Genomic DNA, 16191 nt, shown 5'->3' on the forward strand with positions numbered 1-16191 from the left:
CGTTACGTTCGTATCTATTGTTAGTGTCGTTCTTTCCGTCATTCCTGCGCCGCGTGCGCCAAGCTGAGCCGATGCAGAAGACTCCCTCGCGACAGCGTCCCGCTGCCGCGCTCGACAACCCGCAACTCGACCTGCCGCTCAACCTCCCCAGTGAGCCAAGGCTGTCGAGCGCGGCACCATCGCCTGCTATGCCAGGCACGCCTGCCGCACCTGCTTGCGCCATGCCTGCAACATTGCGTGGCGACATCGCGCCAACCGACACAACCGAAGCCGCAAGCCCTCCCGCGCCGCCCTTTCGTGCACCCACTGCGCCCGACGGCGCGCGCAACCGGCAACTCGTGCTCGGTTCGCAGATGCTCGATTACCGCTTGAAACGTTCGTCGCGCCGGACGATCGGCTTCACTATCGACGGCACTGGTCTCGCGATTACCGCGCCGCGCTGGGTGACTATTGGCGCAATAGAAAGCGCGATTGCCGAGAAGGAAAAGTGGATCTTCAAGAAGCTCACCGAATGGCAAACGCGCGTGGAACAACGCGTGGTACCCCGGATTGAATGGAAGGACGGTGCGCAGCTTCCGTATCTGGGGCGGACCGTCACCGTCATGATGACCTCTGCACCGGGTACGACGGGCAAGAGCGCAACGCAACCGGCCTTCGATGCGGAAAGTGACGTGCTGTGGCTCGGTCTTCCCGCACTCGCAGATGGTCAGCTCATTCGCGAGCGTGTGCAACGGTGGCTGCATGGTCAGGCGCTGCAGGTTTTCGGCGAACGGCTGCCGGTGTATGCGGCCAAACTAGGCGTTGAGTTCAGGGCCTATGCGTTGTCGTCCGCCGCCACGCGTTGGGGCAGCTGTTCCAGCGACGGCAAGATCCGCCTCAACTGGCGGCTGATTCATTTCCCTGTGCATGTCATCGATTACGTTGTTGCTCACGAACTCGCGCATCTTCGAGAGATGAATCACAGTGCGCGCTTCTGGCACACCGTTGAATCCATTTTCCCGGACTTCCGCGAAGCGCGGCATACACTCAAGCATCATCCGCCTGAATTGCTGCCCCTGCTTTAACGCCTCATCGGCGCGCAGGGTAGTACGGAGCTGCGCGCTGCGAGCGTTTGCTGCGGGCGGTACAATTTTGGACGTGGCTGTTTTAATCGTGCGCGCTGTTCTCTGAGGCACAGTAAAAGACACGCTAAAGCGGACCACCCGGTCAATCGACATTCCCCACTGGAACCTCATCATGCGACTTCTTCACACCATGCTGCGAGTCGGCGACTTGCAGCGATCCATCGATTTCTATACGCGCATCCTCGGCATGAAAGTGCTGCGTCAAAGCGAAAACACCGAGTACAAATACACGCTTGCGTTCGTCGGTTACGGCGATGAAAGCGAAAACAGCGTGCTCGAACTGACCTACAACTGGGGCGTCGATAAATACGACCTGGGCTCGGCTTACGGCCACATCGCGCTGGAAGTGGACGACGCGGCAGCAGCTTGCAATCGCATTCGCGAAGCAGGCGGCAAGGTCTCGCGCGAAGCCGGTCCCGTGAAAGGCGGAACCACCGTGATTGCGTTTGTTGAAGATCCGGATGGCTACAAGGTCGAGTTGATCGAGAAGCATGCTTGAGGCGAATTGGGGGTAATGGGCACAGGACTTTCGCGAAAAAAACTCGCAAAAGACCGGCAGCATCCAGCGCCGGATGCCGCCGGCCCTGGCTCAAAACTTGTGCCGAATCCCGGCCATTACGCCAAGCTGCGTGCTTTTCTGCGCGAGGCTTACCGCATTGACTCCTTGCAACTGCGAGCCGATCAGATCGCCTCGATAAAGTGAGTAATCGGTTTCCAGATAGACGTCGGTGCGCTTGGACAGGTCGTAATCTGCGACCAGTTGGAATTGCCAAGCCGAGCCATCCTGCGGTTGGGTCTTGCCGGCTTGCAGCGTGCGCCACACGTTTCCTGCGAAGTGCCACGCCCCGGCTTGCTGCGTAACACCGCCAAGAATCATCCGGCGTTTCTTGAAGTCGGACCATTTCAGCGCGGCGAGCCCCGGCGCGGCGAACGGCCCGTTGGCGAAAGTGGAAAACCCCTCGTCGTTCTGATTGACGATATAACCCAGCGCGAAACGCGTCTTGTCCCACGTGTACGAACCACCGACGGTCCACGCCTTGGCGTCGCTGCCGTTGATCGAGTCCTTCGTCTCCTTGAACGCGCCACCGAACGTGAATGGGCCGTTCGCGGGCGCGTAGGCCGCTGCCACGCCGTACTGGCTGCCGTATGCCATATGGCCGGCGTTGCCGCTGAACGAATAGGCGGTCGAGATGCGGAAGTCCTTGTACTTGCCGTGATACTGGATCTGGTTGCTGCTCCAGATGCCACCGGTCATGGTGACTTCGGGCTGGAAGTTGAAGTCGTAGGGAATCCATGGATTGCTGGAGTAACCGCCCATGGTGATGCCTTCGATCATCACGTTGTACTGACGGCCTAACACAACCTGTCCATACGTCGATGACTGCAGTCCGATTTGCGCTTCATTGAAAAACGGCATGGTGGGATCGCTCTGGCCGTTGTTCAGGACAAAACGGTTTTCGAGCTTGAAGAGGGTCGACCAGCCGCCGCCCAGGTCTTCAACGCCCTTGATGCCCCAACGGCTCTCGCTCATGCCGCCGGGTCCCATCAGGAAGCGGCCGTTACCCTGTGTGTCGGCGTTGGACAGATAACGTACGCTCATGTCGGCAATGCCATAGAGTGTGACGCTGGATTGCGCGTGGCTCGCTTCGCAGGCGAGCACGGCGGGCAGCAACGCGTAACTCACCTTGCACCATTTGCCGAACCTGCCAGCGTTTCTAAGTTGTCCCAACCTGTTCATACGTCTCCTCGTGATGTCGTCATGCGACGATCAGGCGTTGCCTGTATCGCCACGAATCAAAGAAGCCGTTGTCCGTCTCCGATGCACCCGCGTCATGCCGCTAAGGCGTTGCCCCTTATAAAGAGTCTGCTGCGCGTTTGCGCTGCCAATTGGAGACTAACGAGGGGATTAACTCCAGTGCATTCCTTGCATTGAAAAGATGCAGGAGCCGCATGAGAGTAAGCCCAAAAGAAAAGCGGAACGGAGGTCGCGCGATTCGCGTCAGCGAACCCGGAATAGTGAGATAGAAAAGATGAGGTTAGCGGCGGCAGGCGCAATAGCAGCCTGATAGAACCGCCTTGGCGCGACCGGCGGGAACGCATACCACCCGACACGGCACGCGCCATTGAAACCCGCCTGCAGCCTTAACAGCGGCTACGCCGCCTTTACCACCCGCGCCAGTTTTACGAGCGCGACTACTGCGCCGCCTTCACCACCTGCGCCAGTTTCACGAACTCGGCCACGGGCACTTCTTCCGCACGCCGCGAAAGATCAAATCCAAGCGCATCGAAATCCACGCGGTCACGGTACACGCCGAGCGTATTGCGCATCATCTTGCGGCGTTGCGAAAACGCCGCCAGCACGACTTCGCCAAGCACCTTGTCATCGACATCCGGCAACTCATTCGGCGCGAAGGGAATCATCCGCACAATGGCCGAGTTCACCTTCGGCGGCGGGTTGAACGACTCGGGCGGCACGTCGATGAGTTTATCGATGGCATACCGATACTGAAGCATCACTGTCAGACGGCCAAAGTCCTTGTTGCCCGGCTCGGCGATCATCCGGTCCACCACTTCGTCCTGCAGCATGAAATGCTGATCGATGACCTTGGGCGCGAACGCGGTCAGGTGAAACAGCAGCGGACTCGAAATGTTGTACGGCAGATTCCCCACAATCCGCAGCGACGGTTTTTCACCTTCCAGCGCGAGCGAACCAAAATCAAACGCAAGGGCATCGCCGGCATGCAGCGCCAGCAGATTGCCAAATCGCTTCTCAAGCCGTCCGATCAGGTCGCGATCCAGTTCTACCGCATGCAGCGGCGACTCGGGCGTGGAGAGCCGTTCGATCAGCGGCGCGGTGAGCGCGGCGAGACCCGGTCCGATCTCGACCATGCGTTCGCCGCGCTTGGGCGCGATGGTGTCGACGATCGAATCAATCACGCCTTGATCGACGAGGAAGTTCTGCCCGAAGCGCTTGCGCGCGAAGTGGCCCTGGTGCTTGATGGACATCGGAGGAACCGATTAAAACCGCAATGAAAAGGAATCAGGCCGCTCGACGATGGCGCGCCATGGCAACGGCTGTATCGATAGCAACGATCAGGCTACCCGGATCCGCACGGCCTGTGCCGGCCAGATCGAGTGCGGTGCCATGATCGACCGACGTACGGATGATCGGCAGCCCAAGCGTGATGTTGATGCCTTCGCCGAACGTGGCGAATTTCAGGACCGGCAAACCCTGGTCGTGGAACATGGCGAGCACGCAGTCGGCGTCTTTGAGATAACGCGGCTGGAACAGGGTATCTGCCGGATAGGGACCGGGAGCATCGATACCCAGCGCGCGCGCTTGCAGCAGCGCGGGCGTGATGACATCGATTTCCTCGCGGCCCAGGTAACCGTTTTCGCCCGCGTGGGGGTTGAGTCCGGTCACCAGGATGCGCGGCTTCTGCAGGCCGAACAGCGCTTTCAGATCGCGATTAATAATGCTCAACGTGTCGACAATGCCATCCACCGTCAACGCCGCGGATACATCCTTCAGCGGCAGATGGGTAGTAGCGAGCGCGACGCGCAGCGGCCGGTCGCCCATTCCCGCGAGCATCATGACGACGCGCGGGGTATGGGTGCGTTCAGCGAGATATTCAGTGTGGCCGGTGAAGGGAACGCCGGCGTCGTTGATGGTGCTTTTCTGCAGCGGCGCGGTGACGATAGCGTCGAAACGACCGCTTACCGCCCCGTCAATAGCCGTATCTAGCAAGCCGAGCACATAACGCCCGTTAGCGGCGTTCAGCGTGCCTGCGGTGACGGGAACGCTCAGCGCGTGATGCTCGATGTCAATTGCCGCGCCCATGGACAGCCACGCTGACGAACCCGCCCGCTCAGCCATCAGCTCACGGTCGCCGAGCACGGTAAAGCGCACCGACGGCCAGCGCTCAGCCGCTTCAGCCAGCGCCGCCACCGTCAATTCAGGCCCCACACCGGCCGGTTCCCCGGTGGTAATGGCTATGGACAACGGTGACGTACGGCCTGCTGAGCTCATCTCGCCAAGCCTTACTGGTTCAACGCTTGCTGAGCCGCAACACCCTTGTACTGCACATAGGCGGTGTCACGCAGTTCACGCAGCCAGTCGGAATACGCTTGCTCGGCCTTGCGCTGACCGATCGCCTGACGTGCCGTGTCCAGTTGCTGCTGTACCGAGCCTTCCGCATCGCGGCGTCCCAGCACCTGGATCAAGTGATAACCGTACTCGCTGCGAACCGGGTCGCTGACCTGGTTGTCTTTCAGGTTGTTCATGGCGCGCTCGAATTCCGGCACGGTTTCACCCGGGCTGATCCAGCCGAGATCGCCGCCTTGCGACGCTGAACCATCCTGCGAATAGGTCCGCGCGAAGTTGGCGAAATCACCGCCCTTCTCAACGTCACCCTTGATTTCCAGCAGCTTCTGACGGGCGGCCGACTCGGACACGCCGTCGGCTACGCGCAGCAAAATATGCCGGACGTGAGTTTGCACAAGCTTGGGAGCATCGGCGGCCTGACCTTGGCCCACGCGGCGATCCACCAGCTTGATGATCTCGAAACCGCCGTCGGTGCGAATCAGTTGCGGATTCACCTCGTTCGGGCGAAGCGCTGCAACCGCGCTCACAATGGAAGCCGGCAACGAAGCCTGCGTGCGGAAACCGAGATCACCGCCCTTGGCCGCGTCGGTGTCCTGCGAATTGTTCTTCGCCAGCTTGGCAAAGTCCGATCCGCTTTGCGCATCTTTCAGCACGCCCTCGGCCTTCGCCTGGATAGCGGCAATGTCAGTCTGCGAAGCGTTTTCCGGCACCTTGAACATGATGTGCTGGAGATGCAGGTCGTTGGACTGGCGCGCGCTCGGTCCACGCTGGCTGGCAACGTAGTTGGCCACTTCACCGTCCGACACCGTGATCTTGCTGTCCACCTCTTTCTCACGCAGTTTTGACAGCGTCAGCTCGGTGCGGGCATCGCGTTGGAAGGTCGTCCAGGGCACCCCTTGCGCCTCGATGCGCGCGCGGTACACGTCGAGCGTCATGTTGTTTTGCTGCGCGAGACGCTCGAGCGTGCGTTGCACGGTAGCGTCGTCAATGGTGATGTTGTCTTCCTTCGCCTTCTGCAACTGAATCCGCTCGACCACCATCTGGTCGAGCACCTGGCGTTGCAACTGATCCGCCGGGGGAACCGGCGCGTTCTGCTGTTGCAGGCGGCGCACGATAAGACCCGTGCGGTCGGCGAGTTCGCGCTCCGTAATTACGTCGCTGTTCACAACTGCCGCGACAGAATCCGCAACCTGCGCGCCGCCCGCCGTGGTCGTGGGCGTCAGCGCCTGAGCGTGCGCCACCGGACCGGCCAGTAAAGCTGCGGCGAAAACACCTGCCGCGAACATTGCGCACTTCAACTTGTTCATGTTTGACACAGATACTCCATCGATTGCGGCCGGTGACCGACCCATTGCCTGTTGCCCTATTACCTACGGCTTACCGCACACACTCCGCACGCTCATTCGTAATTCGTGTAACGCGCGAGCGGTGCGGGCGGCGGCGGCGGCGGCGTGTAACCATTGACGCCGGCGCGGAACGCTGCGGTCAGCCCATTATCGACGTTCGACAAGCCCTTGAACGTCATTTGAGCGAGAATCCGCGTCCCGGCAGTGTTACTTCCGGTGCTAGTGATACCGTTTGCGTAACGCTGCAAGCCGACGCCCAGAGTCCAGCAGTCGGCATCGTACTGGAAGCCCAGCAGCCCGTCGACGAGACGATGGCCTGCCAGATCGTAGTTCACCCGGGCGACGCTATAAATGTGCTGCGATAGCGGCCATTGTGCCGAAACCAGAATCTGGTTGATCGGCGAGGTGGACAGCGTGGTTTCGTTCGCCCGCGTGTACCGGTATCCAATATTGATGACTTCGCGCGCCGCCGGGCTATACCCGAAACCGATGCTCGAGCGCACCAACTGGTTGTTGTCGGCATTATATTGGAACGCAGTTTCCTGTGAAAAACCAGCGCCCAGCTTGAAAGATGCGCCCAGGATCAGGTCCGAGTGTTTCGCCTGGTCAAGCGGCTGGCCTTCCGTGATCGTGACGCGCTGCGGCTGGAAATAATACTGCTGCGCGATCACAAAACGCGCACGTTCGTCGCCCGTTGCCGGGTTGATGAAACGCGAGGTCAGGCCTACCGTCAGACGGTTTGCGTCGGCAATGCGGTCGTTACCCGCGTACGTGTTCGGCGTGTAGATTTCAGCAAGGCTGAAGTCCGACTGGCCGGTATCGAAAATAGGCGCGAATTCCTGGTTACGGTACGGCGTGTACACGTAATACAGGCGCGGCTCCAGGGTCTGGATGTAATCCTGCCCGAAGATTCGCACCGAGCGGTCGAACACGAGGCCTGTGTCGAAGCTGACGGTCGGGATGGATTCCGACAGGTTCTTCGGCTGGCCTGCCGGCGTGCCGTTGGCCGCACTGCCGATCTCGTTCAAGTCGTAAGACGCGAAGTGATACTGCACCTTCGGCGTAACGAAATAACCGGGTCCGGTAACGCTGTAGCTCAGGTACGGATTGAAAACAACGCGCTGACCTTCCGTGGAGTCAGCAATGGTGGTCGTGAAGCGCGTGTAGTCCGCTTCCGCGCCGTAGTCGAAACCGCCGACGTTGTACTTGTTGTACAGCACGTTCAACTGCGGTTCGCGGGCGTACGGCGAAACCGCCGGCGGCAACACCTGCCAGCGCTGCTCGTGCGCGAGGATCGACCACGGTCCGTTGTTGTACGTGACACCCACTTCCTGTTGATACAGGACCTGCGTGCCGTTGATGATCTGGTTCGAGGCGTTGCCCAGGTCTTCCGGATACTGATTGTCCGAGACCTTGTTGTAGTTGATATACGCGCCGAAACCGCCACCGAAGTTCTGCTGGTGCTGGATGTAGATCGCGTAGCGGTTCGTATGCGTCTGCAGGTCCTGCGGCAGGAATTCGCCGGTGATCGTGCCCGAATAAGTTGGCGACAAATACCGGAACGTCGACTGGATCTGAATACCGCGCCGCGTCATGAGGCGCGGCGTGACCACCAAATCGCGATTCGGCGCGATATTGAAGTAATACGGCACCGATACTTCAAAGCCGGTAGTCGAATTCACCGACACCGTGGGCGGCAAGATGCCGCTGCGCCGTTCGCTGGTCAGCGGGAACGACAGCCACGGGCTCGCGAACACCGGAACGCCCTGGAAAAACAGCACGCCGTTGTGCGCAACGCCTTCATTCGCGCCGGTATCGAAGTCGAAGGACGTACCCTTGATGTACCAGGCCGGATCCATTTCGCACGAACACGCCGTGTACGTACCGTGATCCACGCGCGTTTGTTCGTCATCAATCAGGTCCGCGCGCTGTGCGCTGCCCGAGCCGTTCGAGAGATTGAAGCGGTACTTCGGGTTCGTCATGTAACCCTCGTTCGCCTCCACCTTCAAGTGCGCTTCCGGGCCGATGAACGAATTGCCGTTGCTGAAGATCCTGACATGACCGTAAGCATCGGCCATGTCGGTGTCCTGGTCGTAATGCAGCGCGTCCGACTTGATCACCGAGACATTACGGCGCAGTTCGGCCGAGCCCTTCGCGGCCATGTCCTGGTCGGCCGTGCCCGTGGTGTGGTCGCCCAGCACGAACGTGGCCGGCTGGCTGCCCTGCTGCAGCGGCCGCTCTTCGAGTTGCGGCGCGAGCCGCAGGCTCCAGGCGTCGCCTAGCGGCTGCGTGTCGGCTGCCGCGCCCGCAAGCTGCGCGTGCGCGAGCGCGGGCATGAGACCGGGCACGGCGATCAACGCCGCGAACAGCCGCCGCCTGCGTGGCCGCGCTTCGCGCAATGGAACTGGTTTGGAAAACTGTCGTGGCGGCATGGTTGAGTGCTGTTCAATCGCGTCACGCTCGGCGCTCGACGAGAGTACCCGGGCACAGCCACCGGAACTCGCGCCACCGGAGTTGTGGGTTCGCTGCGAACGAAAGTGAATCGATCGATGGATGAGTCGGGCGGTGATCTCGACCCACGGAAGCCTGATGGCCTGCCGCAGGCTTCGCGCCGGGCGCAAACGGAATGCTTAAAAAAGTCGTGGGGTATTATATGGCAAGACGTTTCACCCCTCGAATTTATGACGCCCCCAAACACCGATTTTCGCCTTACCCATCTTCACGACTGGTTGCAAACCCTGGCTGATCGGTACCGGCTGGACCTTTCTACCGTTGCTCCTGCTTCTGCCGATGCCAGTTTCCGTCGATATTTCCGGTTGGCCGCTCAAAGCGAGTTCGGCAATACGCTGATCGCCGTCGATGCCCCACCGCCCGAGAAATGCCGCGAGTTCGTGCAGGTTGCAGGATTGTTGCACGACGCCGGCGTGCATGTGCCGCAGGTGCTGGAGACGGATTTCGATGCCGGCTTCATGCTGGTGACCGATCTTGGCACGACCACGTATCTCTCTGTCCTCGATGAAAAGAACGCCCGGCCGCTGATGCGCTCGGCGATTGACGCGTTGATCAAGTTCCAGGTCACATCGCGGGAAGGTGAGTTGCCTTCGTTCGATGAAGCGTTCCTGCGCCGCGAAATGGAACTGATGCCCGAGTGGTTCGTGGCGAAGCATCTGGGTCACACGCTGGACGCGGCCGAACGCAAGGTGCTCGACGACACGTTCAACGTGCTGGTCGAAAGCGCATTGGCCCAGCCTCAAATCTTCATGCTGCGCGATTTCATGCCGCGCAACCTGATGGTCAGCGAGCCGAACCCCGGCGTGCTCGACTTCCAGGACGCGGTGTACGGACCGTTGAGCTATGACATTGCTTCCTTGTTGCGCGACGCGTTCATTAGCTGGGAAGAAGAGTTTGAACTCGACTGCTTCGTCTACTACTGGGAAGGCGCGCGCAAAGCCGGATTGCCTGTAGATGCCGATTTTGGCGAGTTCTACCGGCAAATCGAGTGGATGGGGTTACAGCGCCATATCAAGGTGCTTGGGCTGTTCGCGCGCATTTATCATCGCGATGGGAAACCGCAGTATCTGGCTGATCTGCCGCGGTTTATTGGTTATGCGCGAAAGGTGTCTGAGCGATACAGGCCGTTGCGGCCCTTCGCACGTTTGCTCGATACGCTGGAAGGGCGTGCCGTGGATGTGGGATATACGTTTTGAACGCTTTGAATACCGCGATGATTTTCGCCGCCGGGCGCGGCGAGCGCATGCGTCCGCTCACCGATACTCGCCCGAAACCACTCCTCGCAGCGGGCGGCAAACCGTTGATCGTTTGGCAAATTGAACGGCTCGCGGCGGCGGGGTTTGAAGTCATCGTGATCAATCACGCGTGGCTTGGGCGCATGTTTCAATCGAACCTCGGCAATGGTTCGCGCTGGGGCGTTGAAATTCGCTACTCGCACGAGATGCATGCGCTGGAAACGGCGGGTGGAATTGCCAAGGCGTTGCCGCTGCTCGAAAAAGACAGCGATCCGGCCATTTTCCTGGCGGTCAGCGGCGACGTGTTCTGCGAATTCGACTATGCGAGTTTGCGAGCGCGCGCGCCTGCGATGGCGCTCGCAGCGCAGCCGGCAATGCATCTGGTAATGGTGCCGAATCCGCCGTTTCATACGCTCGGCGATTTCGCGCTCGAGCCCAATGGCACACTCGCTCTTGATGGCGCACCGCGCTACACCTTCGGCAATATCGGTTTATACGATACGCGCATGTTCCGCGATCTCGCTCCCAACACGCGGCGGGCGTTGACGCCGTACTACCAGGAAACGGTCGCAGCCGGGCGCGCGACCGGCGAGTTGTATGAAGGGCGATGGGAGAACGTTGGGACGGCCGCGCAGTTGGAGGCGCTGGACCGGGCGCTGCGGCAGCGATAGCCACGTATCAATTCCGGCAGGTCCGTCTCCGGAACGGTCGTTCTGGCAATTCCGCACAAAGATGATTCAAAATCACTTTTCGGGCCGGTGCCATCCTCGATCGATGCCAGCTCGCGCGCACCGGTCAGCGCCCGGTCAGCGCCCGGTTTGCAAATGGTAAAATCCGTTTCTCCTTTCGTCTCACTCCGTGGCCCCACCATGTCCGATACCCGTCCCGATACCCTTTTCGCGCTCACCGCGCTCTCCCCGCTTGACGGCCGTTATGCCGCCAAAACCGAGGCGCTGCGCGAATGGCTGTCCGAATACGCGTTCATGAAGCATCGCGTGAAAGTCGAGGTTCATTGGCTGATCGCGTTGTCGCAGGCGGGTTTCGACGAAGTGCCGGCGTTTTCCGCCGAGTCCGAAGATTTCCTGCTGCAGCTCGCCGAGCGCTTCACCGCGCACGATGCCGCGCGCATCAAGGACATCGAAAAGGTCACGAATCACGACGTGAAGGCGGTTGAATACTGGCTGAAGGAATCGGTGAAAGGACAGCCGGAACTGGAACGCGCCAGCGAGTTCATCCACTTTGCGTGTACGTCGGAAGATATCAACAACACGTCGCACGGCATGATGATCGCGGGCGCCCGTGAGCATGTGATGCTGCCGGCCCTGCGTTCGGTGCACGAACGGCTCGTCAAGCTCGCGCACGCCAACGCTGAACAACCCATGCTGTCACGCACGCACGGCCAACCCGCCAGCCCCACTACGCTCGGCAAGGAAATGGCGAACGTGGCGGCGCGGCTGCAAAGCGCGATTGAACGAATTGCGGAAGTGCCCATTCTCGCCAAGATGAACGGCGCGGTGGGTAACTTCAACGCGCATTTGTCGGCTTATCCGGAGTTCGATTGGGAAGCGTTCTCGGAAGGCGTGGTGGAAGATCGGCTGAAACTCACGTTCAACCCGTACACCATTCAGATTGAACCGCACGATTACATGGCCGAACTCTTCGATGCCATCACGCGTGCCAACACCATTCTTCTGGATCTGGATCGCGACGTGTGGGGTTACATCTCCGTCGGCTATTTCAAGCAGCGGACGAAAGCCGGCGAGATCGGGTCATCGACCATGCCGCACAAGGTCAATCCTATCGACTTTGAAAATTCGGAAGGCAATCTTGGAATGGCTAACGCCATGCTGCGCCATCTCGCCGACAAACTCCCCGTCTCGCGCTGGCAGCGCGACCTCACGGACTCGACCGTGCTGCGTAACATTGGCGTGGGATTCGGCTATTCGCTGCTGTCGTATGACTCGCTGATTCGCGGGCTGGACAAGCTGGAAGTGAATGCGGCGCGTCTGAATGAAGACCTGGATAACTGCTGGGAAGTGCTGGCCGAACCGGTGCAAACGGTGATGCGTCGTTACGGCGTGGAGAATCCGTACGAGCAGTTGAAGGAACTGACACGCGGCAAAGGCATCACGCGCGAAGGCTTGCAGACGTTTATCAAGGGACTGGCTATTCCCGATGAAGCGAAGAACCTGCTTCTCGCCATGACGCCGCATTCGTATGTGGGTAAAGCAGTGGAACTGGCGAAACGGATCAAGTAATCATTCAGCCCGTACGCGTCAAAAAAAGCAAAGGCCGTTTGATGATGTCGAACGGCCTTTTGCGTTTCCGGCTCCCAGCGTGAAACCTGTTACTGAGCGAAACGCGTGCCGTCAATGCACTTCAATTCGCACAGCGTGCTCAACCAGCAATTCGGTATTGGCGCTCGAATGCTCGACCACGTTATAGAGAACGCCGCCGACTTCCGCCGTGCCGTGGTGATGCCACTCACCGTCATTCAAACCGGCAACGTGCGCATTCTGCACATCGACCGAATCACCTTCCTTGCCGTTCACAATGAGTTGGCGTTTACCATCGTCGATAAAGAGATCGTGCTCGCCAAAGCTGAGCACGTCGGATATCGACAGCACCAGCGAATTGTGATGCCCGCCAAGATCAAATCCGCCAATGCCGGGTGTTTGCGCAGCCACTGATTTGGCGGTAAGCGAACTCAGGTCGAGAACCTGATGATCGCCGAGAAATGAAACCATGTCGAAGCCCTTCGCGCCGGCGACCTGTGTCGAGACTTGCCGCTGGAAGGCGTGCCCGTCGTCATGCATGTCCTCGCTGGGACCCAATATGCTGGATGCGCTCTTCTCCGAGGCGACGTGATCCACGGCGGCTACACCAACATGTGACTTGAACAAGTTCGGAGGGAAGTACACCGCACCGCTTTCTGCCTCGCTACCCGCTTTGCGTGCCGCGTCAACAGACGATGTGCCTTCGTCAGCGAGCGCTCGCGCACTTACGGACGCATCTACCGTGATGGCGAAATAGCTTGCCGTGGCGTTCACGCCGTATCCGGTCACCTGGACTGCTGACAAATCGTGAATGCCAGCGTCAAGCGGTGAAGACAACTGAAGTGTCCAGTGACCTTGCCCGTTCGACGAGACCACGCCGAGGAGCGCGGTGCCGTCGTACACATCGATGGTGGAGAACGGATCCGCCATGCCAACAATGAGCGGCTTTTCGTCCAGTGTCGTGCCACCGCTTGGCATTCCACCCACCTGGAGAATTACCGCCTGCAAACGAGCATCCAATTCCGAAGCCATTTTGTGCGTCCTCTATGAGTAATCAGTCGATGCGGCGCTTCAGTTGCTTGCATGAAGCTGCATCGAAAACAGGTTGCTTTGGGCCTTTTTCATGTGGAAAGCAAAATGAACCGCTCTTAGCAAACTGAGTTTTTAATATGTCTCATCGGACGAAAAAAATGTAGCTTTTTTAGCTTGCAGGATCGTTTCATTCAGGATATCGAATCGAGTACCTGGAAATTTTCAAAATCGGATGCGTGAATAATTGCCCGTAGAAACGTTGAATGAGTTGGTTCGATTATTGAAACCGGGCCGACATTGATTGCCAATTAAAATGCGGTTCAGGCGCGCCTCCTATTCGTTTCGGCATACCTAAATTCAATTGTCTCCAAGTTTGCTGCTCCACCGCTGCCGCGAATGGCTAATTCTGTTGAACCTGCCGCAAGAGCAAAGCCGTTGCAAGATTGCTCCGGCAACGGCTTTTGTCAGTCAAGTTTTCTCACACCGCCCGCAGGGTCCATTTAAGAACCTTCGAGCGTCAATTTACAGGGTCAGCCATGCATGGTGATCTGCACGCCCTGCTGAACCAGCAACTCCGTATGCGCGCCGGAATGCTCATACACGTTGTACGAAACCCCGCCCACTTCCGCGCTGCCGTGCTGTTGCCACTGGCCGTCGGTCACGCCCGCAATGTGGGCGTTCGACAAGTCCACCGTGTCGCCATTCGAACCGTTCACCATCATCTGCTGCTTGCCGTCCTTCTGGAACAAGTCCTGTTCACCGAGGTTCAACACGTCCGTCAGCGACAGCTTCAGGTTGTTCGCATGTCCGCCAAGGTCAATGACTTCAATACCCGAGATTTTCGCCGTGGATGTCTTGCCCGACAGCGAGTTCAGGTCAAGCACCTGGTGATCACCCGTCAGATGCAGCACGTTCACAGCGGGCGTAGCGCCCGCCAGTTCCGCTGGATGCGCGGTGCTGCCCTGAATATGCGCGGTCGATTCCTTGAAATAGGTGCTCGCGTCAGCGCTCAGGTCCACCGTGTCATGGCCAGTCGTGCCCACGAACGAATCATGTTCGCCCACAACCGTGTGGTGCTGCGTGGCGTCATCAGTAGCAGACAGGTCTGCAACGGCGCTGACCATGGCCTGATCGTCCAGGTGGTTGGACGTGGCTTCGTCCACAACCGGAGTCGCGCTCGTTGCGCCCGTTGCCGGATTGGTTTGCGTGACGGTAATGTCATGCGCGCCGTCGGCCAGCGGCGTGCTCGGCTTGAACGACCAGTTGCCCGAGCCGTCAACCTTGGCCGAGCCCAGCCACAGCCCGTTGTCATACAGATTGATTGTGTAGCCCGCCACGCCTGTGCCAGCAATAACCGGCTCGTTGTCATCGGTCGTGCCGCCCTTGTCAACGGGACCCGTAACCGGACCGACATCGTCAGTCACCGACGTGATGTCCGGTTCCGGCGGCACCGTGGTGTCAACGTTGAAGTCAAACGGCGCTGACGGACCGCTCGTGCCCCCAGCCGTGGTTTCCTTGGCCGTAATTTCATGCGGACCGTCAAGCAGTGGCCCGGTTGGCTGAAAGCTCCACTTGCCCTCGGTATTCACGGTCGTGGTGCCCAGCATAACGGGGCCGTCATAAACGGTAATGACGCTGCCCGCGTCACCTGCGCCGTGGATGACCGGCTGCGGGTCGTCCGTGGAGCCGTTTTGCGGAATGGGTCCGGTTACGGGACCAACCGCGTCCGTCACATCACTGATAGTGGGCGGATTGGGAACGACTACGCCAGCCGCAATAATGGATGTGAACGGTATTGACGAGTTGCTTCCCGCTCCGGTCTCGACGTTCTCCGCCAGTGCGGTGATAGTGTGAGTGCCCACCTTGAGCGCCGTGACAGGCGTGAGCGACCAGGTTCCATCAATGCTTACCACTGCGGTTCCAAGGAGCCTGATGCCGTCATACAGCATGATGAGGTCGCCTGCGTCGCCCGTGCCGGTGACCAAGGGCTGGTTGCTGTCCGCAACGTTGCCCATTGACGCGTGTCCAACCGATGTAATGACCGGCGTGGTCGGCGTTTGAGTCTGAGTTAACATTTTTCTTTCTGGCTCCAGTTGCTAGAGAAGTGACGCGACTTGAAAGTTACGTTTGCCGAAAGCTCGCGGGTCTACTAAGGAGTCATTGCGCGCAAGCGTGAAACTCAGCATTTCGCTGTCAAACCTCTGGAGTCTGCACCACGCTCACACGGGTGGATATTGGACCTTTCCTAAATGCGGCAGCGGGTGTGACTGGGATATAGCATGCGGCGCGATTCGCCGAACCAGCGAACCGCTTAGCCACACGTTTGAAGAAATTGAAATTGCGAGCGCGAACCGCGCTTGCGCTGAAACGGAAAAGCCGTTGCAGGATCGCTCCGGCAACGGCTTTTTTTCTACTTGATTTTCAGCGAGCGGGCGGTTCCATACTGGAAACGCCCGCTGTCACATCAACTGCTTAGTTATGCAAGGCGATCTGCACACCTTGTTGAATCAGCAGTTCCGTGTGCGCGCCCGAGTGCTCGTACACGTTGTACGTCACGCCACC

12 protein-coding genes are annotated in these 16191 nt (G+C 59.3%); 5 read left to right on the forward strand and 7 right to left on the reverse strand.

Annotated elements, in window-relative coordinates:
• The first annotated feature begins 71 nt into the window (after positions 1-71).
• Together BSU04_RS24845 and gloA are read left to right on the forward strand one after the other, a co-directional pair.
• Entirely contained in the window at positions 72-1064 is a 993-nt protein-coding gene (locus BSU04_RS24845) for a M48 family metallopeptidase (RefSeq protein WP_089163089.1), read from the forward strand.
• Positions 1065-1236: 172 nt separating this feature from the next.
• Positions 1237-1623 (forward strand): lactoylglutathione lyase, encoded by a 387-nt coding sequence (gene gloA / locus BSU04_RS24850; RefSeq protein WP_089163063.1) that lies wholly within the window; start codon positions 1237-1239, stop codon positions 1621-1623.
• 90 nt (positions 1624-1713) lie between these two features.
• Here gloA and BSU04_RS24855 read toward each other — a convergent pair whose 3' ends face one another.
• From BSU04_RS24855 to BSU04_RS24875, 5 genes are all read right to left on the reverse strand, one after another.
• Positions 1714-2862, reverse strand: coding sequence for a porin (locus tag BSU04_RS24855; RefSeq protein WP_089163064.1), 1149 nt, complete (start codon positions 2860-2862; stop codon positions 1714-1716).
• A gap of 455 nt (positions 2863-3317) precedes the next feature.
• On the reverse strand, positions 3318-4130 hold the full coding sequence (gene rsmA, locus BSU04_RS24860) for a 16S rRNA (adenine(1518)-N(6)/adenine(1519)-N(6))-dimethyltransferase RsmA (RefSeq protein WP_089163065.1): 813 nt from the start codon (positions 4128-4130) through the stop codon (positions 3318-3320).
• Positions 4131-4164: 34 nt separating this feature from the next.
• Positions 4165-5154, reverse strand: a complete 990-nt coding sequence (gene pdxA, locus BSU04_RS24865; protein WP_089163066.1) for a 4-hydroxythreonine-4-phosphate dehydrogenase PdxA — start codon at positions 5152-5154, stop codon at positions 4165-4167.
• A gap of 11 nt (positions 5155-5165) precedes the next feature.
• Entirely contained in the window at positions 5166-6536 is a 1371-nt protein-coding gene (locus tag BSU04_RS24870) for a peptidylprolyl isomerase (protein WP_373452860.1), read from the reverse strand.
• Positions 6537-6628: 92 nt separating this feature from the next.
• The gene (locus tag BSU04_RS24875) at positions 6629-9007 is read right to left on the reverse strand and encodes an LPS-assembly protein LptD (protein ID WP_089163068.1); all 2379 of its coding nucleotides are present in this window, start codon (positions 9005-9007) and stop codon (positions 6629-6631) included.
• Positions 9008-9256: 249 nt separating this feature from the next.
• Here BSU04_RS24875 and BSU04_RS24880 point away from each other — a divergent pair, with 249 nt between their 5' ends.
• From BSU04_RS24880 to purB, 3 genes are all read left to right on the forward strand, one after another.
• A complete protein-coding gene (locus tag BSU04_RS24880) occupies positions 9257-10282 on the forward strand; it encodes an aminoglycoside phosphotransferase family protein (protein ID WP_089163091.1) in 1026 nt (341 codons plus the stop codon).
• A 17-nt stretch (positions 10283-10299) separates the two neighbouring features.
• Positions 10300-10992, forward strand: coding sequence for an N-acetylmuramate alpha-1-phosphate uridylyltransferase MurU (murU, locus tag BSU04_RS24885; RefSeq protein WP_089163090.1), 693 nt, complete (start codon positions 10300-10302; stop codon positions 10990-10992).
• A 198-nt stretch (positions 10993-11190) separates the two neighbouring features.
• Complete coding sequence (gene purB, locus BSU04_RS24890) at positions 11191-12579, forward strand: adenylosuccinate lyase (protein WP_089163069.1); 1389 nt, start codon at positions 11191-11193, stop codon at positions 12577-12579.
• 111 nt (positions 12580-12690) lie between these two features.
• On the opposite strand, the gene BSU04_RS24895 is transcribed toward purB, so the two are convergent.
• The gene (locus BSU04_RS24895; RefSeq protein ID WP_089163070.1) at positions 12691-13629 is read right to left on the reverse strand and encodes an Ig-like domain-containing protein; all 939 of its coding nucleotides are present in this window, start codon (positions 13627-13629) and stop codon (positions 12691-12693) included.
• A gap of 530 nt (positions 13630-14159) precedes the next feature.
• The gene (locus tag BSU04_RS24900) at positions 14160-15704 is read right to left on the reverse strand and encodes an Ig-like domain-containing protein (RefSeq protein ID WP_144021342.1); all 1545 of its coding nucleotides are present in this window, start codon (positions 15702-15704) and stop codon (positions 14160-14162) included.
• Between the last annotated feature and the right edge of the window lie 487 nt (positions 15705-16191).

This window comes from Caballeronia sordidicola (genome assembly GCF_002220365.1).
Taxonomy (GTDB): domain Bacteria; phylum Pseudomonadota; class Gammaproteobacteria; order Burkholderiales; family Burkholderiaceae; genus Caballeronia; species Caballeronia sordidicola_C.